The 25,963-nt window shown below is 30.3% G+C and carries 23 protein-coding genes, 1 riboswitch and 1 other annotated feature; of the genes, 1 reads left to right on the forward strand and 22 read right to left on the reverse strand.

Annotated features, from left to right (window positions below; genetic code table 11):
- Window positions 1–93 precede the first annotated feature (93 nt).
- The 6 genes from J2Z43_RS03465 to J2Z43_RS03490 form a co-directional block, all read right to left on the reverse strand.
- Window positions 94–927 carry a MetQ/NlpA family ABC transporter substrate-binding protein gene (locus J2Z43_RS03465; RefSeq protein WP_209455863.1) on the reverse strand — a complete coding sequence of 278 codons (834 nt, stop codon included), beginning with the start codon at window positions 925–927 and terminating at the stop codon, window positions 94–96.
- A gap of 102 nt (window positions 928–1,029) precedes the next feature.
- Entirely contained in the window at window positions 1,030–1,683 is a 654-nt protein-coding gene (locus tag J2Z43_RS03470; protein ID WP_209455864.1) for a methionine ABC transporter permease, read from the reverse strand.
- Window positions 1,670–2,641: a methionine ABC transporter ATP-binding protein gene (locus tag J2Z43_RS03475; RefSeq protein WP_209455865.1), complete on the reverse strand. Its 972-nt coding sequence runs from the start codon at window positions 2,639–2,641 to the stop codon at window positions 1,670–1,672. Before J2Z43_RS03475 ends, J2Z43_RS03470 begins: the two co-directional genes overlap by 14 nt.
- A 184-nt stretch (window positions 2,642–2,825) precedes the next feature.
- Window positions 2,826–2,933: riboswitch (SAM riboswitch) on the reverse strand.
- A 140-nt stretch (window positions 2,934–3,073) separates the two neighbouring features.
- On the reverse strand, window positions 3,074–3,673 hold the full coding sequence (locus J2Z43_RS03480; protein WP_209455866.1) for a hypothetical protein: 600 nt from the start codon (window positions 3,671–3,673) through the stop codon (window positions 3,074–3,076).
- Between the two features lie 112 nt (window positions 3,674–3,785).
- Complete coding sequence (locus tag J2Z43_RS03485; protein ID WP_209455867.1) at window positions 3,786–7,178, reverse strand: AAA family ATPase; 3,393 nt, start codon at window positions 7,176–7,178, stop codon at window positions 3,786–3,788.
- Window positions 7,179–7,398: 220 nt separating this feature from the next.
- Complete coding sequence (locus J2Z43_RS03490; RefSeq protein WP_209455868.1) at window positions 7,399–8,556, reverse strand: AI-2E family transporter; 1,158 nt, start codon at window positions 8,554–8,556, stop codon at window positions 7,399–7,401.
- 602 nt (window positions 8,557–9,158) lie between these two features.
- Between J2Z43_RS03490 and J2Z43_RS03495 the strand changes: the two genes are divergently transcribed.
- Window positions 9,159–11,315 (forward strand): YhgE/Pip domain-containing protein, encoded by a 2,157-nt coding sequence (locus J2Z43_RS03495; protein WP_327786915.1) that lies wholly within the window; start codon window positions 9,159–9,161, stop codon window positions 11,313–11,315.
- 100 nt (window positions 11,316–11,415) lie between these two features.
- Here the strand turns inward: J2Z43_RS03495 and J2Z43_RS03500 are convergent, their stop codons facing one another.
- The 16 genes from J2Z43_RS03500 to J2Z43_RS03575 all read right to left on the reverse strand — a co-directional run bounded on the left by J2Z43_RS03500 (window position 11,416) and on the right by J2Z43_RS03575 (window position 25,852).
- Window positions 11,416–11,883 (reverse strand): hypothetical protein, encoded by a 468-nt coding sequence (locus tag J2Z43_RS03500; RefSeq protein WP_209455870.1) that lies wholly within the window; start codon window positions 11,881–11,883, stop codon window positions 11,416–11,418.
- A gap of 168 nt (window positions 11,884–12,051) precedes the next feature.
- Window positions 12,052–12,597: a tryptophan transporter gene (locus J2Z43_RS03505; protein WP_209455871.1), complete on the reverse strand. Its 546-nt coding sequence runs from the start codon at window positions 12,595–12,597 to the stop codon at window positions 12,052–12,054.
- A 172-nt stretch (window positions 12,598–12,769) separates the two neighbouring features.
- Window positions 12,770–13,034: a binding site (T-box leader), on the reverse strand.
- 126 nt (window positions 13,035–13,160) lie between these two features.
- Window positions 13,161–14,258, reverse strand: a complete 1,098-nt coding sequence (locus J2Z43_RS03510; RefSeq protein ID WP_209455872.1) for a Nif3-like dinuclear metal center hexameric protein — start codon at window positions 14,256–14,258, stop codon at window positions 13,161–13,163.
- A 4-nt stretch (window positions 14,259–14,262) separates the two neighbouring features.
- On the reverse strand, window positions 14,263–14,964 hold the full coding sequence (locus tag J2Z43_RS03515; protein WP_209455873.1) for a tRNA (adenine(22)-N(1))-methyltransferase: 702 nt from the start codon (window positions 14,962–14,964) through the stop codon (window positions 14,263–14,265).
- A 73-nt stretch (window positions 14,965–15,037) separates the two neighbouring features.
- Window positions 15,038–16,204 (reverse strand): RNA polymerase sigma factor RpoD, encoded by a 1,167-nt coding sequence (rpoD, locus tag J2Z43_RS03520; protein ID WP_209455874.1) that lies wholly within the window; start codon window positions 16,202–16,204, stop codon window positions 15,038–15,040.
- 17 nt (window positions 16,205–16,221) lie between these two features.
- A complete protein-coding gene (dnaG, locus tag J2Z43_RS03525; protein WP_209455875.1) occupies window positions 16,222–18,012 on the reverse strand; it encodes a DNA primase in 1,791 nt (596 codons plus the stop codon).
- A gap of 251 nt (window positions 18,013–18,263) precedes the next feature.
- Window positions 18,264–19,046, reverse strand: a complete 783-nt coding sequence (gene aroF / locus J2Z43_RS03530) for a 3-deoxy-7-phosphoheptulonate synthase (RefSeq protein ID WP_209455876.1) — start codon at window positions 19,044–19,046, stop codon at window positions 18,264–18,266.
- 3 nt (window positions 19,047–19,049) lie between these two features.
- Window positions 19,050–19,532, reverse strand: coding sequence for a 2-amino-4-hydroxy-6-hydroxymethyldihydropteridine diphosphokinase (folK, locus tag J2Z43_RS03535; RefSeq protein WP_209455877.1), 483 nt, complete (start codon window positions 19,530–19,532; stop codon window positions 19,050–19,052).
- Entirely contained in the window at window positions 19,525–19,890 is a 366-nt protein-coding gene (gene folB / locus J2Z43_RS03540; protein ID WP_209455878.1) for a dihydroneopterin aldolase, read from the reverse strand. The genes folK and folB overlap by 8 nt, the downstream gene beginning before the upstream one ends.
- 11 nt (window positions 19,891–19,901) lie before the next feature.
- Window positions 19,902–20,690 (reverse strand): dihydropteroate synthase, encoded by a 789-nt coding sequence (gene folP, locus J2Z43_RS03545; RefSeq protein ID WP_209455879.1) that lies wholly within the window; start codon window positions 20,688–20,690, stop codon window positions 19,902–19,904.
- Between the two features lie 15 nt (window positions 20,691–20,705).
- Window positions 20,706–21,281, reverse strand: a complete 576-nt coding sequence (gene folE, locus J2Z43_RS03550; RefSeq protein WP_024620553.1) for a GTP cyclohydrolase I FolE — start codon at window positions 21,279–21,281, stop codon at window positions 20,706–20,708.
- Between the two features lie 16 nt (window positions 21,282–21,297).
- A complete protein-coding gene (locus J2Z43_RS03555; RefSeq protein WP_209455880.1) occupies window positions 21,298–21,999 on the reverse strand; it encodes a hypothetical protein in 702 nt (233 codons plus the stop codon).
- Between the two features lie 39 nt (window positions 22,000–22,038).
- Window positions 22,039–22,785, reverse strand: coding sequence for a polysaccharide deacetylase family protein (locus tag J2Z43_RS03560; protein ID WP_234925953.1), 747 nt, complete (start codon window positions 22,783–22,785; stop codon window positions 22,039–22,041).
- Between the two features lie 29 nt (window positions 22,786–22,814).
- On the reverse strand, window positions 22,815–23,807 hold the full coding sequence (locus J2Z43_RS03565) for a CAP domain-containing protein (protein ID WP_209455881.1): 993 nt from the start codon (window positions 23,805–23,807) through the stop codon (window positions 22,815–22,817).
- Between the two features lie 35 nt (window positions 23,808–23,842).
- Window positions 23,843–24,655: an MORN repeat-containing protein gene (locus J2Z43_RS03570; RefSeq protein ID WP_209455882.1), complete on the reverse strand. Its 813-nt coding sequence runs from the start codon at window positions 24,653–24,655 to the stop codon at window positions 23,843–23,845.
- A gap of 330 nt (window positions 24,656–24,985) precedes the next feature.
- Complete coding sequence (locus J2Z43_RS03575; RefSeq protein WP_027701847.1) at window positions 24,986–25,852, reverse strand: YitT family protein; 867 nt, start codon at window positions 25,850–25,852, stop codon at window positions 24,986–24,988.
- Between the last annotated feature and the right edge of the window lie 111 nt (window positions 25,853–25,963).

The following is a 25,963-nucleotide window of genomic DNA, read 5'->3' on the forward strand; positions in this document are numbered from 1 at the left end:
TTGTCAGTTTCTGAATAATAAAAAAAGTAAGTAAAAAATTTTACTTACTTTTTCTAAATTTATCAAATTTTAATTATCCAAAATTACTTTTTATTATTCAAATGAAGGTATTATACTACCTTGATATTTTTCTTCTATAAATGCTTTAACTTCTTTACTATTTAATACATCTGATAGGGCTTTTATTTTTTCACTGTCTTTATTATCTTCTCTACATGCTAATATATTTGAGTAAGGAGAATCTTTAGATTCTATAGCAAGAGCATCTTTTAAAGGATTTAAATCAGCGTTTAATGCGTAGTTAGTATTTATTACTGCGCCGTCAACATCTTTAAGTACTGTAGGTAATTGCTCTGCATTCATCTCTTTTATCTTTATATTTTTAGGATTTTCTGTTATATCATTTTTAGTTATTAACTCAGCGTCTTTTACTTTTATAACACCATTGTCAGCAAGTAATTTAAGTGCTCTAGCTCCATTAGTAGGATCATTTGGTACTGCGATAGTAGATCCATCAGCTATATCTTTTATATCTTTAAGCTTTTCTGAATAGAATCCCATTGGCTCTAAATGAACTTTAGATGTATATGTAAGCTTATATCCTTTCTCTTTAACTGTTTCCTCTAAGTAAGGAATATGCTGAAAGAAGTTGGCATCTAAAGATCCTTCATCTAATGCTGTATTTGGAAGCACATAATCGTTAAATACTTTTATATTTAAATCATATCCTTTTTCTTTAAGAAGTGGTTTAGCTTCCTCTAGTATTTCAGCATGTGGATTTGCAGTTGCTCCTACTGTTATTACTTTATCCTCTTTTGATGCTGCCTTTGTATCCTCTTTGTCATCGCCTTTAGCTGGTGAACATCCTATCATTGAAGCCGTAAGCAGTAGTGACAGTGTTAGTGTTAAAACCTTTTTAATTTTCATAGTAATACCCCCTGTTTTAATTTTATATTTATAGAATATATAATTTATATTTATATATTTAATAATTCTACATAATTCCTTTTTAGACAAAATAGTACTGTTTTATCTAAGTTTCTTGTAGAGTATATTTCCTATACCCTGTATTATTTGGACTAAAATTATAAGTGCAATTACTGTATAGACTATTACTGGTGTATCAAACTGTTGGTGTCCATACACTAATGCTACATTACCAAGTCCACCTGCACCTACCACTCCTGCCATTGCAGTGTATCCAAGTATAGATATTACCGATAAAGTTATACCTGAAATTATAGATGGCAGCGCCTCTTTTATCATGACTTTAGATATTATTTGTCTTTTAGTCGCCCCGAAAGATTTTGCCGCTTCTATAAGCCCTTTATCCACTTCATTTAAAGCGCTTTCTATTACCCTAGCAATAAATGGAGCAGCCCCTATAGTTATTGGAACTATTGCAGCAGTTTCTCCAATCGCTGAGCCAACAATCACTCTAGTAACTGGTATAAGTGCAACTATAAGTATCATAAACGGAAAACTTCTAAATACATTTACTATAAATCCAAGTACATTGTACACTGAATTATTTGGCTTCAGTCCATTTGGAGCTGTTACTACTAGTATAATTGCAAGTATAAATCCCAGAATAGTCGCTGCTATTGTAGGTACTATTATCATGTACAATGTCTGTAAAAGTGCTTCTATAAAAATATTGCTTAAAAAATCACTCAGTGCCATTAGTCAAATCCTCCCATCTAATATTCTTGTCTCTTAAGAATTCTCTTACTTTTTCTCCATTTTCAGATGGTATGTTAATAATCAAAGATCCAAGTATATCGTCTTTAAACTGCTCAAGTTTGCCAAATATAATCGATACATCTATATCTAATTCTCTAGCCATCGTAGTTATAATAGATTCATTTGATATATCTTTTGCAAACAGTATTTTTATGTTAGTTCCTTTAGGTAGAATTATGCTCTCTTCTCCAATAAGCTTTCTTAAGCTTTTATTGTTTTGTAAGAAAATTTCTTCTGTATCTCCAATTTCGAGTACTTTGCCATCTTCCATAATTGCAAGCCTAGAACATATTTGTTTTATAACCTCCATTTGGTGAGTTACCATTATTATAGTTATACCTAGAGTTTTATTTATATCTTCTAGCAAAGAAAGTATTGATTTTGTAGTATTTGGATCTAGCGCTGATGTTGCTTCATCACATAGAAGAACTTTTGGATTTAGCGCAAGTGCCCTCGCTATTGCCACTCTCTGTTTTTGTCCACCACTTAAGTTCCTTGGTTTTTCATTCTTCTTCTCAGAGATACCTACTAAATCTAATAATTCTAGCACTCTTTCTTTAATTTCTTGCTTTGTATATCCAAAACATTCCAAAGGTAATGCTACATTGTCAAAAACCGTCTTTCTCTCAAGCAAAGAAAAGTGTTGAAATATCATTCCAAGATCTTTTCTTAAGTTTCTAGTTTCTTTTTCGTCAAGCGAGTTTACTTCTTTGTCATCTACTTTGACACTTCCTCCTTGGTATTCCTCTAGACCGTTTATACATCTCAGAAGTGTTGATTTCCCTGCCCCACTGTGACCTATAATTCCAAATATTTCACCAGATTCTATATCTATGCTTACATCGTTAAGAACCTGTGTATCCCCATAAAACTTATTGACTTTATTTATGGTAATCATTATAATGCCCCCTTCCAATTGCTAAAACTACTCCAATCATCACCTATATAAGTAAATTTATATATCATTTTACCTGCTTAAATCATAGATTCTAGATTCTTTAAATTTATATTTAAACTAGGAAATATAATTTAAAAATTAAATAAGGCCTGAGTATAAACTCAGGCCTTAAAGACTCTATTTATACTCATCTATCAACTATATTAGTTGCAGGATTTAGCACCAATGTATATAAATATATACTGGTTGCCGGGTTTCACAGGGCCAGTCCCTCCACCTCTCTTGATAAGACGTACACTTATTAATTTTTCTTTTTTAGTTTTTTTGTTGTTTCGTTTTGTTGTTAAATACATATTATATTGATTAATTATAATTGTCAACAACTTTTTTAGTTTTTTATATCGATATTTTAAAACACTTTATTTAAAAAACTTATTTTTTATTTATATTTATCCCAAGTCTTTTATTCATGTCATTAACCATGTTGCCAAATCCTGTTTGTATATCGTTTCCTGTATGAGTAATTCCGTGGACTAATGTTATAAATCCATTTTGATCTCTTTTCATATCTTCATCAGAAATCTCATTTAGTCTATTAATTCTAACATCCATTTCCTTTACAGTTTTTTCACCTTCAGCTATAAGTTTATCGTGCATTCCTTTAAGCTCTTTGTCTTCAGTCTTTCCATCTTTTTTAAGTGAATTTACAAAATTTTGAGTTTTATCTCTAGAATCTTTGTAAGCATCTTTCACTTCTTTTAGATATTTTTCATTCCCTGGATATTCTTTTGTTTCATAAACTTTGTTTACACTCTCTACAGTGTTATACATAGAGTATTTATCCATACCCATAGAATAATCGTTGTAAGCTGTTGTATAGTAATTTGTATAGTCATCAACTTTTGCTTCCACATTGTTTTTAGCTCTGTTAGCATCATCGCCAACTCTTTCTTGATTTTTTTTGGTACAAGCTACTACACTAAGTGATAATAGCAACGATAAACCTAATAAAGACAATTTCTTTAGTTTCATATCTACTTTCCTCCTAAAATTTTATTATTAGCTATAATTTACGCTGTATTAGATAGTATTTCTAAATTTACGTATTTTATTTACTAATCACTAAAAATTAGAAGAAGATTCTCTATTTTTTATATTGGTCTATTATTCTTTCTTTACTTCCCACTACATCATCTTTGTTTATTAAGTTTATGCCTTCAAATCCAATTTTATTATCAAAAATTCTAGAACTCTGAACTCTGATTAAAACATCTACAAAAGCCTCAGCTATTCTACTGTTTTTCAGACCTATTAAATCGCTAAAATACAAATCTTCAATGGTCTTTTCAAGGAAACATTCTATATCTTTTTCTAACATTAACCCGCTTTCATTTATTAGATTATGTGTCAAATTATATAACTCATGAGGTCCTCTATTTCCAAACTTAAGAAGTATAGGAAATATATAATTCTGTGATTTATATTCTGTTAAATTTTTATCGTATTTTTCAGATTCATCGATAAAGGCAACTATTATTTTTTTGCTGTTTTCCTCAACAAATTTATAAACATATTGCAGTATTTCTTTGTGTCTATTATCTTCAAAAAACTTATTTACTCTGTCTATTATCAGTATTTTTCCTAGATGTTTATTTAGTAAATCGTATACGCTCTCTTTATTTTCGTATGCGCTTATTATCTCTGCGCTATCTAAAATTACAGGTTTTTTGTAATCAATAAACCCTAAAGAATAGTACATTTTAGAAATCAATTTAATTGCAGGTTTTTTACCTGTCCCCTGTTCTCCAACCAAAATCATATTTTGATAATTTCTAGAATCTCTATAAAGCCCATATTTTTTTCTTTTATTTTGTATTTTTATGAATTTATACTGTTCTCTAAAGAATTTCTTAATATCTTCGTTAAAAGTTAATCTATTTAAATTGTCCTCTAAATTAAATTCACTGTCTGTATTTATTATATTGCTTTTATCTATATCTGTAGAAATAATTAAGTTCATATCATAAATATTCGACTCTTTTTCAGCAACTCTTATACTTTGATTTCTTATTATATCTTCAACATAATTTTTAACCAAACGGCCATTTCTAGACTGTTCTTCTATGCTATCGCTTACAAATATAAAGCTATTTTTCAGTGCTTTAAATCCAGAGTTTGATATTCTAAATCCTTTTGATTCTATAAGTCTAGTTGCCATGTCAAAAAGTTCATTAGGCTCGTAGTCTTCAAAAACTGTCCAAAGAGGGAATTTAGATTGCAATCCACTATTTGATTCAAAAAACTCCTTCATCTTATCTTCATGGCCAGATAAAATTACTATTACATCATCCGAATATGTGTTTATTAAATTTAGCAAGTTCTCAAATGCAAGCTTTCCTATGTGATCACTGCAAAGTGTATAAGCTTCATCAATATAAAGTATCCCACCTATTGCTTCTTTGAACTTATCTTCAGTTTTTTTAGGAGTGTCTACAAGAGTTTCCGCCACAAAACTAGATCTATTTGTCTCTATAAGCTGTCCTAACTTAAGTACTCCCATACTGTTTAACATTTCGGCTACAATCCTTGCAACACTAGTTTTACCAGTACCTGAATTTCCTACAAATACCATATTTAAATTCTGCTCTACTTTTGTATTTATACCTGCAGCTCTTCGTTTCTCCTGAGCTATTATAAGTTTGTACTGACTTCTAAGTAAATCTTTAACTTGTGGTAGTCCTATAAGTTCTTTTAATTTATTTTCAAGATCAAACTTAGTGTTTACTTTAAAGTTGAAGTTATCCTTTTCTAGTAAATCTATTTCTTTCTCTCTATTTGTTAAGTATTTTTTAGAAGCATCCATTATCGCGTTTTCAACTACATTTCTTACAAATCTAGCATTTCCCAGATCATTTTTACCTGCAAACTGATTTCTCTCAAACAGATCAATAAGTCCTATCTTTACATCATTAGCTATTCTATATCCTTTAGAATCTGCTATATTTACAGCTATTTCGTACATTTCTCTTGGATTGTAGTCCTCAAAATGAATCCAGTTTGGGAATCTAGATTTAAGTCCTTGATTAAAGCTTAAAAATTTCTCCATATCTTCTTCATAACCAGCTAGTATCACTACTAAATCATCTCTATTGTCTTCTATTCCCTTTAAAAGTGCATCTACAATTTCTTTTCCAACCTTATCTTCATCGCTTTCACAAAGTGAATATGCCTCATCTACAAATAAAACTCCACCAATAGCCGAAGTTATTATATCATTTGTTCTCTTAGCTACATCAGCAGTATTTTCTGTTATAAAGTCTGCCTTACTTACTTCTTTAAATACTCCTTTTGACAACACTCCTAGTGCATTTAAATACTCAAAAGTAATCCTTGCAACATTTGTTTTTCCAGTTCCTGCATTTCCAGCAAATATCATATTAAGAGATATATTTGAAGTTTGAAGCCCAAGTCTCTCCCTTATCTTTTGTACTTTGTAATTTGTCTTTATGTTGTCTATAAAATTCTTCAAATCTTTGATTCCTATTATTGAATTTAATTTGTATTTGGCTTCCTCTAAAGTCGGCGTCGAATAGTCTCTTAGATTGTAGCTTTCACCGTGAAATTTACAGAATATATCTTCATTTTCCACGTATATCGCAGCAGTTTTAATTCCTTCATCTGACTTTCTATACATTAAGTTAGTTATAGGTTTTGTAAAAATATACGATACATATTCTGAAACACCAAAGTTACTATCTCTTCTGTAATTCTTTTGAATAAATTTATACAGTTTTGTGTATTCATCAGTATCTCCTCTTTGAGCCACTATATCTACCTTAAACTGACTTTCAATTGTTTTTATTGCATTTATTACTTCTCTTTCAAGAAGCTCACTCTTTTCTTCTTTGTTTAATTGTTTAGTGTAAAGAAGTGCATCTACTTTTTTGATAAACTCGCTTCCCATAGTTTTTTCTAAATCAAAGAAAAGATCATTTGCTGTAAATACTAAAAATTTATCTTTACAATCCATACTCTTTATAGAATTTTTATCGCCATCAGATGCTTTAACCATAAATTTATTTTTTACTACATACTCATCGTCAAGCTCGATATGGCTATTTGGGTGTATTTTCGAAAGTATCCTGATCGTATCTGCATCAGCTTTATCTGCGTGCTTAAATAGTATACATTCTGTATCACTATTCAACGCCTCATATAAATCAGTCAAGAATGCGTAGTAACCAAAGTTAAAACTGTATGATGATAGATCAAGCTCAACTATCTTTGTATTATTTGAGCTGTTTGAGTTTTGGGGCTTTGAGTAATCAATTGATTCAAAGATTGTCCTAACGCTAGTTTTCTTTCCAGTCTCTTCATCGCCTATTAAAAATAACATCCCACATTCATTATTTTTAAACTTCTCGTAGAAGAAGCTACATAAATCTGAAATAAATTTATCTTGTCCAATAAGTCTATCGGTTAATTCTTTTTCAACTGTTGTTAATTTTTCTTTTATACTATTGTTTTTAAATTCCATTTTAATATCACCTCTATGTAAAAGTATTATAGGCGCACCCTTTCGAATGCACCTATATTTTATATACTATTATACATATTGTATCTAAATCTGTATACTTTTTTGCAGAGAGTTTATATCCATACTATCACCGTCCTATAAGTAGTATAGTCAATGTATGGTGTATTTAAGCATAAAAAAAGAACTAGTATGTTAATCTAGTCCTAGTCCTTAAAAATGTTTATTTATATTTATTACCTTCATTAGTAAATATTTTTTTCTCACGCAATTCGATAAAGTTATTAAATATAATTTTTAGCATTGCTGCAATTGGAATAGATAAAAACATACCTATAACTCCGAAATAAGCTCCTCCAATAGTGATAGAAAGAATAATCAAAATTGGATTCATATTCAGAGCGCCTCCCATTAATCTTGGTCCAATGATATTTCCATCAATTTGCTGTAAAATTAATAAAGAAATTCCAGTTATAATCGCAAGGGTTGCTCCACCTGTTAAAAAGGTAATAATTACCGTTACAATAGATGCAAACATAGAGCCAAAATAAGGTATCATATTACATATACCTAATAAAATACCTAATGTTACGGCATATTTGACACCTATTGATGCTAATATAATTGTAGCCAGTACTCCTAAAATACACGCATCCAAAAATTGTGTAGAAATGAATTTGTAAAAAATCTCATTTGTTTGATAGAGATACGATTTAATAATTTCAAGTGAGCGCTTTTTTATAAATAATTTTGCAATTCTATCTATTGTCGCTATTAAAAGATCCTTATATAATAATGTATATATAGAAATAATAATACTTAAAAAAAGATTAACAACCCTTGAAGTCATCCCCAACGCATATCCACTAATAGAACCAATTCCTGTAGTAATATGAATAAGTATGTCTTGCACTGAGTATGTACTAAGGAAAGATTCCAAAGCAGCTTTTAAATCAAAAAAACCTATAAAACTACTTACATCTAAATTTCCAACCCACTGAATAATGTCATAGTGGTAAAAAGGAATATCTCTAGCAATTTCTAAAATATTTTTTATTATAATTGGAAAAACATAACTGATAATAAGCATAATTATAAGAATTGCACCCAAATATATTGCTAGCACACTAATAATCCGAGCTCGTTTTACTATAAATTGGTATTTTACTTTAGAAATTTGCTTTTCCACCAAATTACAAGGAACATTCAAAAAATAAGCGATAATGATTCCAATAATAAATGGAGAAATAACACCTAAAAAGCTCCGAATATTTTCTATAATCGGTTGTAAATTAGCAACAACTTTATAAATAAAAATAACGGTAATGACAAAAAGAAGTCCTTCCGTCCATAAATTCCAATTCATTTTAAGTTTTTTCATATTTTAAAGGTTAGGAAAACCAGCATTTCATTTAAGAATGTGGAAGAATTAACCCATCACCTACTTTCATTTAAAAATTTAGTGATTCTATACCAATAAGTCTTTCCTATATATAATTCCTATATATAATAAACGATGTTACCGTATTATAAATAATCTGCTTTTTTATTATAATATAGTAATAAGAACCTTGCAATTGTTAAGTTTGTATGAAACCCACATTATCTCCCCTTTTTTATCAAATGTATCCATACAATCACCTTCCTATGAGTAGTATAGACAATGGTTGGTTAATTTAAGCTTCATTTTTATAAAAGTATACATAACATTAATTTGAAATTCTTACACTCACTCTTATGATACATCTTCACGTATAGTTGCAAATATATTAGACTCAATGGTAAAATAGCCTAAATTCTTTTTTCTACCGAGCTGCTGGTTACGGTGGCAAATACATTTTTTTTAGATATTTTAATTTGATTAATTTTTCAGAAATATTAGTATTTCAATGATACGTAAAATACCACTTTACTAATTGCAAAAAAAGGAATATAATCTACTATTGATTATAAAAATTTATTTTCAGAATATACGCTAAGGAGGTGAGATTTTTGAAGAATATTCTTGAAATTTTTAAAGGTGATTTAAAAGATATCAAGGGAAACTACACTGTCCTTGTTATTGTAACAGGTCTAGCACTACTTCCATCACTGTACGCATGGTTTAATATAGAAGCATCATGGGATCCATATGGAAATACAAAAAATATGCTAGTTGCTATCACTAATAAAGATAAGGGGACAGAAATATCAAACCAAAAGATTAATGTCGGTGATCAGTTAATAGTAAAACTTCATGACAACGACAGCTTAGGTTGGCAATTTGTAAATGAAAAGACAGCGATTGAAGGCGTTAAAAGTGGTAAATACTACGCCTCAGTAATTATTCCAGAAGATTTTTCAAAAGATTTAACTTCTTTAATAACATCGGATGTGAAAAAAGGTACTATCATCTATACTGTAAATGAAAAAATAAACGCAATTGCACCAAAAATTACTGAAAAAGGAGCATCAACTATCCAACTTCAGGTAAATCAAACAGTAATTAAAACTGTAAGTGAAATCATTCTAGGATTTTCAAATGAAATCGGGGTAGGATTAGAAAAAGAACTGCCAAAATTATCTAAAGTAGAGAATTCACTTAAAGATTTACAGGGAAAATTCTCAAACATAGATAAAACAATGGGAACTGCTTCTAAAGCTACATCAAAATTAAATGATACAATAAACGATGTAAAAAGCGATCTACCTACAATAAAGAATACTATTAATGATACCAAGAATCTATCAAATGATATAAAAGAATTCTTACAAGATACAAATAATAATGCAAATAGAATAGCTCCACTAATTAAATCGGATCTAAACTTGATTGTAGATATATCTTCTTCTGCTTCGACACTTACATCAGATCTAGTAAATGCAGTTAATAACGGAAGTGAAGACGCTGCTAAGATACTCGATAATATATACAACAAACTATCGAGCATTAAGTCTCTAAACCAAACTCTGTTGGATTTTGTTAGAAAGCTAGATGAATTATCGAGCCTACATTCATTTACAAATGTAATTAATAAATTAGAAAATATAAACTCAAATACAGACAGTGCTATAAGCACAGTAAATGATATTAAAACACAGATTGCAAATGGACAAAAACCTTCAATTGATTCTTTAAATAATCTTAAAAAGATTTGTGATGATATAGGTTCACTTGGATCAAATTTACTAAATAATTTTGACAGAGATATTATGAAACCTATAAACAGCATATTTGAAGGTGGAGTTAAGGTTGCCAATGATATTATAAAAGTACTAGACAAAGCTGAGAACAAACTTCCAAAAGTTGAAGAAATACTTACACTTTGTTTAGATCTATCAAAAGATGCTGATGATACAATTAAACTTGTCCAAGAAAAACTTCCTGTTGCTAAAGGAATGGTCGACGAAATTGTAGATGTTTTAGATAAGATAAATAATAGCGAAGATATGCAAAAGTTAGTTGAACTTCTAGAAAGCGACATTTTATCTAAATCAGAATTTTTAAGGGAACCTGTCAAAGTAGAAACCAACAAGCTTTTCCCTATAGAAAATTATGGGGCTGCTATGACTCCATTTTACAGTGTATTATCAACTTGGGTAGGAATTTTACTATTATCTGCTCTTTTAACTACAACTGTTAAAGGAAATTATAAACCTTATGAAGCTTATTTTGGAAGAGCGCTTACATTTTTAAGTATAGCTCTGATTCAAGGTTTTATAATTGGAGTCGGGGATATACTTTTACTCGGAGTAAAGATGGTTCATCCAATACTATTTGTATTGCTTTTAATGTTTACTAGTATGGTATTTAACTTTATAGTTTACTCACTGGTTTCAGTATTTGGTAATATTGGAAAGGCTATGGCGATTGTACTATTAGTACTTCAAATTGCCGCTGCTGGGGGAACATTCCCTATACAAGTTACGCCAAAGTTCTTCCAATTAATAAATCCCATACTACCATTTACTTATGCTATATCAGCGTCTAGGGAAGCTCTCGGTGGCATTTATATGCCAAACTTGATCAAAGACATTATTGCAATGCTTATATTTATGTTAGTTGCAATTGGAGTCAATGTATTCTTGAAGGGACCTATCAATAAATTCGGTACTCCTCTTAAAGAAAAATTTGGTCAAAGTAGACTCACTGGCCACTAAAGGATATAAAAAAAGATCTATAAATTTATAATTTATAGATCTTTTTTATATTGTGATTTATTTAATATCACTCTAATTTTTTATTAATAGCAAAGTTGTTTTATTTAATTGCATTGTTATTTTTCTTGCTTTCTTCTTTATTATCCACTTTGCTTTCAAATTTTACTGGGTCACTTTTCTCTACTTCTTCTTTTGCTTTTATATGAAAATTGTGTCCACTATGATTTTCATGATGGTGTTGATGATTATGATCTCCACTACTTACTTTATGAGAATTGTTGAATTCATTTACTTTTTCTTTTAATTCATTATAATCATTTTTGTGTTGTCTATGACAATTATCGTAGTGTGGACTGTAGTCAAAGTCAAAATCGTTGTATCCATAATCATCGTCAAATGCCATGTTCATTTGATTTTGTTCATTGCGGTTTTTTATAGCTTTGTATGACGCATATGCTCCTACTCCAGCTAGTGTGGCTCCTGTTATCATCATTGAAGTCTTCATCATTGATCTTTTTTTCGGCATTACTGCTTCTGCCATCATTGATTTTTTTGACATATTAAACATTTATATTTTCTCCTCTCTAGTTTTATGTTTCTGTAATTAGTATTTGTATAATTTAAATAAAAATTATGGTTTAAGTCAAATACATTATTTACAACTAGATACAAAATATATAAATTTTTTAATTATGACATTTTTTGAATATTTTAACAAATTTGTAAAATTATTATTTTATGCAGAAACAGCTCTACTCAATGTCATTTTAACCACTTTAAATAGGAATAATCCAGCTACTAGATTTAAAACTGTTGCAGGAAGCACTGCTACCACAAATAAAGCTGAAAACGGTCCTGGTAGACCGACTATAAGCTTTGCTGCAAGTAAAAATGATGTTCCGCTTACTAGAGTTCCTATTGGAAGAAGTAAGCTTGTTACTATCGTATCTTTTTTCTTTTCGCTTAATTTTTTTAAAAAAGGTAATCTGTAAACAATATACATAAAAGCGAACATTACATTTACAGTTATTGTCTTATCAAGGATATTTGGTATTTGACCTGCTGGAAACTTTGTAGTCAGTGCTGTAAATACTCCTGTTATTATTCCTGCTACCAGGCAAGTTTTATAATCGTCTTTATTTAAAACCATTATTACAAACATCATTGCAAGTGCCATATCAGGCTGTATTGGAAATCCTAAGGCTGGTGTAAGTTGATGTAACAGTAAACCTATTGCCAGTAGTATTGAGTTTAAAACTAATTTTCTTGTATTTGTTTTCATATTCTTTCCTCCATAAATTTAAATTATTTGTATTTGTTTTAAAATTGTACTTATTCTTGTATTCATTCACTGTTCACAACATCTCTTCACCTCCTGTAAGATTAATATTCTTTAATGATAAATTTTAACTTTCCATATTATATTTTGAAAATAAAAAAACTCCGTCCTAAATCAATAGGACGGAGATTATCCGCGTTGCCACCTAAATTATACAGTGATTCTAATATATTAAAATCTCTATACATCTCATTTTCAGGTACTATCATACCCTATCCGCTATAACGTGCGTCATCCCGATTAAACCTAGTATTGTTTGCACAATTTCAGTCAATTCCTCAGAGGCCCATTCACCAAATTTTTTCTTGTTGAGATTCCACCACCCTCAACTCTCTATTTTGAACCTAAATTTGATTACTCTCCCTCATCAAAGGGTTATTATTTATTTTTGTATTGATATAATAATATTCAATTTTCATAAAATTGTCAATATCTTTTTTAAAAAAACTGTATATATTATTTTAGTTGAAATGGACTTTTAAATCTATATTGAAATTATTTTAAAATTATATTGTTTTAATTGGATTTAAATCTACTTCGCTTTGAATTACTTCCAAATCGACTTTTTCGACTAAAAATGCCTTCATAATATCTTTAAATATATACTCACTTTCGAAATGGCCACAATCAATTATAGTCATTCCAATATCTAATGCGTCCTGAGCCTCATGGTATTTAAGGTCGCCTGTAATTAAAACTTGAGCGCCTTTATTTTTAGCGTCTTTAACATAGCTACTTCCTGACCCCGTTACCACTGCAACCCTCGTTATATCTGTATTTAAGTCTCCTACAACTCTTATATGCTTCATTTTTAATTTTTCTTTAATTAAATTTGCCAGCTCTTCTAATGTTATTTTTTCATTTAAGTTCGCAACTCTTCCAAGGCCAAAAGATTTACCTTTATTTTCTATTTTATATAAATCATATGCAACTTCTTCATATGGATGTGATTTTAACATTTCGCCTAAAACATTATTTAAAATCTTTTGAGGTACAACTGTCTCGACCTTAATTTCTTCTACTCTCTCTAAACCGTTTATAGCCCCTATAAAAGGTTTAGTGCCCTCTTGTGGCATAAATGTACCATTACCATCTATATTAAAGGTACAGTGGCTATAATTGCCTATATATCCAGCTCCAGCATCACATATCGTATCTCTAACATTCTCCACGTGATCTTTTGGAACATATACAGCTAGTTTGTAAAGCTGCTCTGAATACGTCACATCTAGTATTGCACTTTCCTCGATTCCCAATAACGTCATAAAATAATCATTTAATCCGTCAAATGCGATATCAAAATTGGTATGTGTACTATAGATTGCTATATCGTTTTTTATTAGTTTATGTATCAGCTTACCCTTATAGTCAGAAGTAGTAACCCTATTTATTTTGCTAAATATAAATGGGTGATGTGTAACTATTAAATCCACATCTTTCTCTATTGCCTCTTCAACAAGTTTATCATTGGCTTCAATGCTAACTAGTACTTTTTTTATTTCGATGTCCAAATCTCCAACTAGCAAACCTACATTATCCCAACCGTAGGCCAAATTAACTGGATATTTCTCCTCAATTACTTTTACTAATTTTTGTAATTTCATTTGATCACTCCTCAATAGTTTTTATAATTTCCTCAAGTTTAACTATTTTAGCTTTAGTCTCAATTTTCTTTTTTTCTATTGATTCACTGTCTATATCTTTTAAATGCTCAAGTATATCTGTATAAGACTTTATCTTCTTTTCTACAAAATCCTTTAATAGAGGATCTCTATTTTGAACAAGTTGCTCTCCAACTTCAAAATATATATCATCCTTGACAACAGTATTTTTTCCTGTATATTTAGCTACAATTACCTCGTATATTCTAAAATCCTCTCTTACAAGTACTTCATCTATAATTTTATATCCATTCTCAAGAAGATACTGTCTTAAACTTGACTGTGCCTGCATTGGTTGTAGAATTAACTTCTGTAAATGATGTGATACACTCTTCTTATTTTCTAATATATCTGCAATGAGCATTCCACCCATTCCAGCAATTATAACTTCGTCTACCTCATCTTTTTCTAGTACATCTATCCCCGAACCAAGTTTGAAATCGACTTTTTCTATTAAATTGTTCTTCATTACCAATTTCTTACCATTGTCAAGGGGCCCTTTATTTACATCCGATAGTACTGCAAATGGAATAATTTCTTTTTTTAGTAAGTATACAGGTATATATCCGTGATCAGTACCTACATCAGCAATTTTTTTTCCTTCTGTAACTAGCGATGCTATCTTTTCTAATCTACTCGTCAATTTCAAGTTAAAACTTCCTCCTCTGTATCTTATATAAGTTTAAACTATAAAAGAGCTGTTAATTATCAGCTCTTCTATATTAATCTAAGTAATCTCTAAGTTTTTTCGATCTGCTTGGATGTCTCAATTTTCTTAAAGCTTTGGCTTCTATTTGTCTAATTCTTTCCCTTGTTACATCGAATTCTTTTCCGACTTCTTCAAGAGTTCTCGCTCTTCCATCTTTAAGCCCAAATCTTAATTTTAATACTTTTTGCTCTCTTTCGTTTAGAGAATCTAGTACATCCTCTATCTGCTCTTTAAGTAGAGAATATGCTGCTGCTTCAGCTGGTGCTGGTGCATCATCATCAGGAATAAAATCACCTAAGTGACTATCCTCTTCCTCACCTATTGGAGTTTCTAAAGATACTGGATCTTGAGCTATCTTCATTATCTCTCTAACTTTTTCTTCAGTCATTTCCATTTCTTTAGCTATTTCTTCTGGCTTAGGATCTCTTCCTAACTCTTGAAGCAATTGTCTTGATACTCTTATAAGTTTATTGATCGTTTCAACCATGTGAACCGGTATTCTTATAGTTCTAGCTTGGTCTGCTATTGCACGAGTTATTGCTTGTCTTATCCACCATGTTGCATAAGTACTGAATTTATAGCCTTTTGTATAGTCGAATTTTTCAACTGCTTTTATAAGTCCTAAGTTTCCTTCTTGAATCAAATCAAGGAACAACATCCCTCTTCCGACGTATCTTTTAGCTATACTTACAACAAGTCTAAGGTTGGCTTCAACCAATCTCTGCTTTGCTATCTCGTCTCCGTCGTTCATCCTCTTTGCATACTCAACTTCTTCATGTGGTTTAAGTAGAGGTATTTTTCCTATTTCTTTTAGGTACATTCTAACTGGATCATCAATGCTTATACCTTTAGGTAAAGATAAATCAACTTTTTCTATTTCAGGAGATGCTACTTCATCTTCTGCATCCTCATCTACTTTAGGAACATCAATAGCTCCTACATCTAGTTCATCATCCTTAGATGAGAAATCTGCACTAGCTTTTCCATCTTTTGTATCAATAACTTCTATTCCAAAGTTACCAAATGTTTCATAAAGACTTTCTATTTTATCTTTATCTAACTCAGTCTCTGAAAGTGCTTCTACAATTTCTTGTAGTGTAAGAGATCCTTGTTTTTTCCCTTTTTCAATTAAATTCTTAGCGGCAATTTTACTTGTTTCTTTAATAGATTTATTCTCCACACTTAAACCTCCTTTCACTACAAACTCTTTAACATTTTATTTATCTCAACAATTTTCAAAGCTATTTCCATAATTTTACCATCTACCTCTTTCGCATCATGATTATTCTCTAGTTCTTTTTGCTCTTTTAATAAGTTCCCTATTTGTGTTTCAAGTGTATTTCTTTTTACTGTATTTATTATTTCATCTATTTCCTTTGTATTCTCGAAATCAATATTATTTAAGGATATAGAATTAATATCTTCAATATATTCTTCGTCTATACAAAAACTTTCATTTTTGTCAATAGTTATTTTATCCATTTCTCGATTTTTAATAATAAAATTTGCAAATTCTATATTTTTTTCAAAGAAAAAGTCCTCGCTATTGATCTTTAATAGTATTATTTCCCTTATTTTTTTGTTTTCTAACATTATTCTCAACAATAACTTTTCAGAAACCATTTTACCATCAGTTCTAACTTCAACTTTTTCAATAGGTTTTTCCTTTATTTTATTATTAAATTTACTGTTATATGATTTATTATAGTTATTTCCATAAACTTCTCTTTTTATAGAGTCAATACTTATGCCCATAGTTTGACTTAAGTAACTTATATAATAATCTGAATCTATAGGACTCTTTAATGCCTTTATTATCTTGCAAGCTTCTTTTATATACTTTACTTTATACTCATCTCTATTTAGGTTATAGCTTCCTTTAAGATTATCGATTTTGTACTTTATATAGTGACTTGCACTCTCTATTTCTTTCTTATATTCATCAACTCCGTATTTTCTGATAAATTCATCAGGATCCTTGCTATCTCTTAGATTTAATACTTTGGCGTTTATACCTGATCTTACAAGTATATCAATTGCCCTCAGTGTAGCTTGTACACCTGCTGAATCTGAATCGTACGAAATGACTACATTGTCTACATATCTTTTTATCAAACTGCTTTGCTGATCTGTAAGTGCTGTACCAAGCGTTGCGGATACATTCTCTACTCCATATTGAACTAAAGAAATTAAATCCATGTACCCTTCAACCAGTATAATAGTTCTATTGTCAATTTTCTTTCTAGCAAAATTTAGTCCATATAAATTTTCTCTTTTATTGAATATCAATGTTTCAGGTGAATTTAGATATTTGGGAATTGAATTGTCTAAAGTTCGACCACCAAAAGCTATTATATTTCCCCTATAATCAAAAATAGGAAACATAACTCGGTTTCTAAATCTGTCGTAGGTATTACTTCCGTCCTTATTTTTTAAAATCAAACCACATTCGAGCAATTCCTCTTCATTGTATCCTTTTGAAAGTAAAAACTCTTTTAGATTACTCCATGAATCTTTAGAAAACCCAAGGCCAAACTTTTTTATGATTTTGTCACTTAAACCTCTATTTCTCAAATAATCGTAACCATTATTTCTTCCTTCAGTTAAGTTCGAAAAATAAAATCTTGCGGCTTCAGTGTATACATCTTGAAACTTTTTGGATTTCTCTATTTTTAATCTAGCATCATCACTTATATTGGTATTTATTTCTAATCCACATTTACTAGCTAATAGCTTTACCGAATCCATAAAGTCTAAGTTTTCCATCTTCATTACAAAGTTTATTACATCTCCACCTTCGCCACAACCAAAACATTTATAAATTTGCTTAGATGTGTTTATATGAAATGAAGGTGTCTTTTCACCATGAAAAGGACATAATCCCTTATAATTTGAGCCAGACTGCTTAATTGCCATATACTCTGAAATTATACTTGATATCTCACATCTAGATTTAACCTCATCTATAATGTCTTTCATATCATTCATATTATCACCTTCTGGTGTGATTATTTTTTATGTTAACATTTCCATTTTACACGATATTGTAAATTTGTCAATCACTCTTGTACATAATTCGACTTTTTATGTTGATATCCTTCTTAAAAAATAAATTTTTTTATTTATTTTGAAATATTTTAATTAAATTTGACTTTTTATGTGTTTTTCTATTAATCTTTAATAAAAAAGTGGATTAGAGTCTCCTTTATTAAAGATTAATGTCCCTAATAAAGGTGTATTTACAAATCTATAGACTTAACAAGATCTTCGAATTCTTTAAAATTCAACGATTGTGCTCCATCCGACAGTGCATTATCTGGATCTGGATGAACTTCTATCATCAAACCATCTGCACCGCAAGCTAATGCAGCCTTTGACATAGGTTCTATTAAAAATCTAATTCCTGTCGAATGACTTGGATCTACAATAACTGGAAAACCGGTCTCCTTGTGTATAATTGGCACTGCTGCCAAATCCAATGTATTTCTTGTGTAATCATTGTAAGTCCTTATGCCTCTTTCACACATTATTACTTTATTATTTCCTTCGTTGGCAATGTACTCAGATGCACCTATCCATTCTCTAATTGTCGAAGACATCCCTCTTTTGAGCATTACCGGTTTGTCCTGCTTCCCAACTTCACTAAGCAGAGTAAAGTTTTGCATATTTCTAGAACCTATTTGAATTATATCTGCAACATCGTATAAAGATTCTAAGTCTCTTACATCCATAAGTTCAGTAATAACTGGTATCTTTATCTCGTTTTTCACAGAATTAAGTATTTCTAAGCCTTCTTTACCTAAACCTTGAAAAGATTCTGGATAAGTTCTAGGTTTATATGCCCCGCCTCTTAGTACATTGCATCCTGTTTTTTTGACAAATTTCGCAGTTTCTACAAGCTGGTCGTAACTTTCGATAGCACATGGACCAGCTATTAGCAATTTATCTTTATTTAAATCAATGACATTATCAAATGATCTAATAATTATTTTCTGTTTGTCATTTATTATATTTTCCTTCATCTACTATAACTCCTTTACTCCTTCTATATCCCCACGAGGTAGAAGTTTTAAATAATGTCTAAGATTTTCCCCCTCCAAAATTATATCTTCATCTAATTCCAACAAAGGTATTAAAACAAAAGCCCTCTGTTTTATTCTTGGATGCGGTAATATAAGTTCCTCATCATCCGATACAAAATCGTTGTAAAATAATATATCCACATCTATCGTTCTAGGTCCCCATCTAATAATTCTTTTTCTGTGTAGCTTCTGTTCTACTTCTTGACAAATTTTAAGCAAGTCGTATTTATCTATTTCTGTTTCAATCTCTACACACATATTTAAAAAATCATCTTGTTCAGTATATCCCCAAGCTTTGGTTTCGTAAACGTTAGACTGCTTTATTATATTTATACCCTCGTATTCATCTAAGAACTCAACAGCATTTCTTAAGTTTAAATGTCTATCACCCATATTTGTCCCTAGGCCCAAATAAACTTTATTCATCTCTGCATCTCCTTATCTCAACACCGAAGTAATCGTATATACCGTTAACTGGTGCTTCAGGTTTTTTAACTCTCACCATTACTTCTTTGATCAATTCAAATTTAGATAAGATTTCTGAGGAAATATTTTCTGCCAACGCTTCAATAAGATTGTATCTTCTCTCCTCAACTATGTGTTTTACTACACTGTACACATCTGCATAGCTAACAGACTTATCCATATCATCATATATACCTGCTTCATGAATATCTAAATACAACTCTATATCTAAAAAAAATTTTTGTCCCAAAGTATTTTCCTCAGATAATACCCCATGATATCCATAAAAGCCTAAATTATTAAGTAAAATTTTATCCATAGTTCTCCACCTTATCTTATAATTGCATCAGCCATCTTAGCAGCTCTAGAGTTTTCAAGAACATCATGTACTCTAACTATATCTACCCCGTCTTTTATACCCAAAACTGTAGTAGCTACGGTACCTTCCATTCTATCTTTAGGATCTGTATTTAGTACATTTGCAATGACTCTTTTCCTAGAGGTTCCTAAAAGTATTGGATATCCAAGATCCTTTAACTCAACCATTCTCTTTAAAACTTCTATATTTTGCTCAAATGTTTTTCCAAACCCTATTCCCGGGTCTAGTACTATCTTTTCTTTTTTTACTCCAGCATTTAATGCAATTTCTATACTTTTATTTAAAAAAGACTTAATAGATGCCATTATATCACCTTTGTACTCAGTGCCGTCTTGGTTGTGCATAATGCAAACTTCCGCGTCGTACTTAGCAATTACTTCAGCCATAAGATCATCTTTTTGTAATCCCCAAATATCATTGATCATTTCTACGCCTAATTTTAAAGCAGCTTCTGCCACAACAGACTTGTATGTATCTACAGAAACACATATAGAGGTTTCAGTCTTTAGTCTTTTAATTACAGGAGTAATTCTCTCTATTTCTTCTTGTGAGCTTATAACTGTGTGACCTGGTCTAGTAGATTCGCCGCCTAAGTCTATAATATCTGCACCTTGTTCTACCATTTCTTTAGCGTGTTTTAAAGCTCTATCTACATTATCAAAATCTCCACCATCCGAAAAACTGTCTGGTGTTACATTTAAAATTCCCATTATATAAGTTTTTTTACCGTATTCTAACAAAAAATCCACCCCTAACTAGCTTTTCATTGTCAGTAAACTCATAGCCTCAGATCTTACTGCTAAATCCTTTTCAAACACACCTCTTACTGCAGATGTAATCGTTTTTGATCCTGGTTTTCTAACGCCCCTCATAGTCATACACATATGTTCAGCCTCTATTACAACTAAAACTCCATAAGGTTTTAATTCAGTCATTATTAAATCAGCAACTTCTTTAGTTATTCTCTCCTGTAATTGAGGTCTTTTTGCAAGAGTCTCAACTACTCTAGCTATTTTAGATAAACCAGTAAGTCTACCAGCTTTCGGTATATATCCGATATGAGCTTTACCAAAGAACGGTACTAAATGATGCTCACAATATGAATAAAAAGGAATGTCTTTAACTATAACAAGCTCTTCATGATCTTCATCGTGAAATACAACTTTTAAATGTTCACTAGCATCCTCATTTAACCCCGAAAAAATCTCTTCATACATTCTAACAACTCTATCAGGTGTATCGACTAATCCTTCTCTAGTCGGATCTTCTCCAATAGCTTCTAATATATCTCTTACAGCATTTCTTATTTTATCCTTATTTTCTTGGTTCATAATATCACCTCATTAATTAGTAAATTAACTTAATATATTTTTTAATATCTACATCTCTAAATACATATATATAAATTTTATTCAGATCTATATAATCCTTCGTTCTGTACGCATTTTCAAACAATATATAAAGCTCTCTATTTTCTTTATGTAAAGCTTTAAGCAATTTTTTTTCTTTCGGCAACCATATGTCGTTTATACTAAAGTACCCAATTATTATATCTTTTAAAAATAAATTCGTCAAAAAATGATATTCTATCTCATTATATTTTTGTTTATCTGCAAGTTTCAAAAGATTAGTGTATAATTCCTGCTTTATATAGTCCTTTTCGCTTGCTATCAACTTTTTAGGACCTTTAGCAAATGAATCTTTACATGATTTTATTAAATCTTTTGAGATATTCATACTATCATACGCAACTTTTGCATCAACCATCTCATTAATAAAAAAAATCTCTCTTTTTTCTATCATCTCATCGCAATATTTTTTAGAAAAATAATTTATATCAAAACTTAACCCATCAATATCTTTTATTACTCTAACCTGTTTTTCTTCACTATCGCAAATAACAAATATGTCTATGTCATTCACACTTTGTCCAACTTTTTTCAAATCTATAGCTTTACTTGATCCAACTAAAAAAATAGCGTAAACTCCGCTATTTTGTTTAATTTTATTTACTTCATCTATATATTTAGAATATATATTATCCCTCATAACATCACCCCAAAACAAAAAACTCTAAATTTTTCAAGTCTACTTTATAAGTTCCGAAACTGTAGTAAATCTATACCCATCTTTTTTCATCTTAGGTATTAATATTTTCAATGCCTCTACAGTATTTTTTGTTCCATAATCATGGAGTAATATTATATCTCCATTTTTTACATTTTTGTATATATTATCGGCTATGTCTCCTGCTGATGGATTTTTCCAGTCTTTAGCGTCAAATCCAGTCCAGAGTACGATTTTATATCCATTTTTTTCTGCTATTTCCACTAGATTGTTTTTTCTATAGCTTCCAAAAGGAGGTCTAAATAATTTAGTCTTCTTTCCAGTTACAGATTTTATTGCTTCTTCACACTTTAAAATCTCTTCTTCTAATTGTTCACTACTAAGAGTACTAATATCGTAATGATTAAAAGTGTGATTCCCTATTTCATGACCTTCTTTGCTAGCTCGTATAAGAGGCTTCTTATACCACTCAGCATGTTTCCCAGCGATGAAAAAAGTTCCTTTTATATCGTATTCTTTTAACACATCAAGCACTTGATCTGTCTCTTTTGGATGAGGTCCATCATCAAAAGTTAGGGCCACTACCTTTTTCTCCCTCGAACCATGATCAACAACGATATTATCTGCTTCTTTCATTTTTACGGTTTCTTTAGCTCCATCCTTATCACACGCGTAAAGGCCCATTGAAAGTAAAATACCCAAAACTACAATAACACTTGACTTGAATGTAACTTTTATTGGCTTCATTGAAATATTTAATTTTTTCATTATAACTAAAGTCCCTTCAAAATATTTTGCTATTTATAGAAGTTTTGGCCATAGTACATATTATAACTTCCACCAAATTCTACTCCAACTCCTATATATTTATATTCCCCCAAAATATTTTTTCTATGTCCTTCAGAATTCATCCACGCTTCATGTGCGTAAATTGAATTAAATTGACCTGCTGCAATATTTTCTCCTGCTAAAGTAAATATAATACCTTCAGCTTTCATCCTATCGCCTGGTCCCTTGCCTTTTTTATTAATATGATCAAAAAATTTATTGACCTTCATATCCTTACAGTGTTTTCTAGAACTTATCGTAGCTTTTTGACTGTAATCAAGGCTCTTTAAGTTTCTCTGTTGCCTGACGCTATTTACCATATCAATTATCTCAAGTTCATAAGATTTTCTAAGCTCTCCACTCTCTTTTGGAAAAAGTGCTATTTTATCTTCAACCTGTTTAGTAACGACTTCATATGAAGTTATTCTATTTCCCTCATATATGTCGTAAAAAACTGTAACATACTTATCTCCAATTTCAACAATATCATACTGTTCCTTAGAATTAATAACATAATTAGTATTTCCCTTTTTAATTCGTTTTAGAGGTGTGTAAACTTCTCTGATTAGGTTTTTATTTCCGTTTATTTTTATATTTTTTATCTCTTTTGAGTCTATACTATTACTGTACAGTGCGACGATTTTTTCATTTTCTACGCCGACCATGCAAAATTTAGCTTCGAACTGATTGTATACATACCAATTGAAATCGTATTCGCTTTTATCAACTCTTGCAGGATCGCCAATTGCATTGATTAAAGTTTTTTCACTATCTCCAATTTGCAAGTTATAAAAATTATCGATACTTGTATCTGTCTGCTGATTAACATGTTCATCTTGAACTACACTTTGCTCTTGTTTTGTTTTATCGACAGTATCTAAATTTATTAATTGATTTACTATATCTTGGTCATAAAATATAAATATAGCAATCACCAAGATTACAGTTATTAATTTTTTCAATATAACACTCCCCCATTAAATACTGCTGTACTAGTCTACAATCTAAAAGAAAAAATTTCATCTAAACTTTTATCAAATATAGATGGTTTATCAAATTTCCATGTCCCATCGTAAACAAGCTCATCATTTAAATAGAAAATTCCCTTTCCATGTTTTTTACCTTGGAAAAACTCTCCTTCATATCTTTTCCCATTTCCCCAATTATACACTCCTACACCGTCAATTAGGCTATTCTTCCATTCTCCACTGTAAATTATCTCATCAAATTCATCGTAACAAACGCCATAACCATCCATTTTTCCGTCCTTAAAGTCTCCCGCGTAAATGTAGTTATCACTCCAAATGTATATCCCGAATCCATTTTTTTTGCCATCTTTCCAATTTCCAATATATACATCGTTGCTCTTGTACATAATTTGACCAATACCATTCATAGTATCTTCTTCAAATGATCCTGTATACACATTTCCATTTTCAAATTTAAATTCTCCACACCCGTACTTTTCACCTTCTTTAAATTCTCCAGAATAGGTAATAAAGTTTTCTTCACCATCTACATGGAAAAATTCATAAAAACCCTTTCCATTCATATTTCTGCCTTCAACTTCGCCTATATAGACGTCGCCATTTGAAAACTTATAAATTTTGTGTTTCACTTTCTTAGACAAATTTTCCTCTTCCAGCTCCTTTTTACCTTCAAGCTCATATATCTCTTCACTAGTAGCGTAAAGTTCCTTTTTATACGAATGCTTCTTCATATTCTCAACGCTTTTAACCAATTTATTTACATCATTTATATACTTAAGATACTGTCTATAAGCATCCATATGTTCACTAGATAATTTCATAAACTACTCCCCCAATGTCACTTAAACTAAATCATAGTTTTATTATATATCAACGCTAAGGAATTTCCTATATATATTGCATAACTTATATATTCTGCAGTTTTTTGTATTAAGCAAAATCATTATAATTTCGGGTTAAAATAAAGTCTATCTTATAAGATCCAGTTAAAAATCTAAATTTCAAAAAATAAAATAAAAAAGAAATTGTACTAAAATAATTTTTAATTATCTTAGTACAATTCCTTGTAAAAATATAAAATATTTTTATTTGCTTATCCAACTTATGCAAACCTCGATTTAGCAACAGTATCGACGGTTTTCGCTTATATCCTAAAGATCTTTTGCCTTAAATCCTCTACCTTTAACTTCAGTTACATCATTTACAGATATAAAAGCTTTTTTATCGTATTTAAGTGCGATTCTCTTAATCTTTGGAATCTCACAAGAAGAAACTACTGTATAAATTATTTTTTTATTTTCATGAGTGTAAGCACCTTCTGCTTTTAAGAAAGTAACGCCTCTTACTAAACTCCTCATTATTTCGTCAGCTATAATATCATTTTCATTAGATATAACCATAACTGATTTTTGATAATTAAGTGCATCTTTTATAAATGACATTGTGTACGCATTTAAGAATAAACCTATTAATGTGTACAGTGCTAAATCTAAACCAAATAAAAAGCTTCCTACAAGTACAATAACTGCATTTATTGCAAAACCTGTATCTTTCATCTCAATATTTCTTTTTATCTTCAATATTGCCGCGATAATATCTGTACCACCTTGAGATGATCTTGTTCGAAGAACCATTCCAACACCTAGACCAGATAGCACTCCTCCATACACACTTTGAAGTAAAATATCATGTATAGGTATATACTGACTTATATCTTGAGTTAAACCTAGAAGCACAGAAAATATCACCATATTTATCATGCTTATTATGCAAAACTCTTTTTCAAGATATATAAAACCTAAAATAAAAATTGGTATATTGATTAAAAATGTTAACAATCCTACATTTATATTTGTAATGTAGTTTATTGACGTAGAAATCCCTGTAGCTCCTCCACTCAGTAAGTGCGCTGGTCTTAAAAAACCATTTATACCTAATGCCGAAACCACCATCCCCAAAATCATAAAACTAAATCTTAACCATTGACGCTCATGTAGGACGTCTCTCACTTCACTCATTGTATTCTCCCTTCAGGATTTACATCCTCAAACACTTATTATTTCTAATAGTAAATTAAGAATTAATAAAATACTCAAACCTCTATATTACATGTATATTATATTCTCTTT

Source organism: Metaclostridioides mangenotii (assembly GCF_017873185.1).
Lineage (GTDB): Bacteria > Bacillota > Clostridia > Peptostreptococcales > Peptostreptococcaceae > Metaclostridioides > Metaclostridioides mangenotii.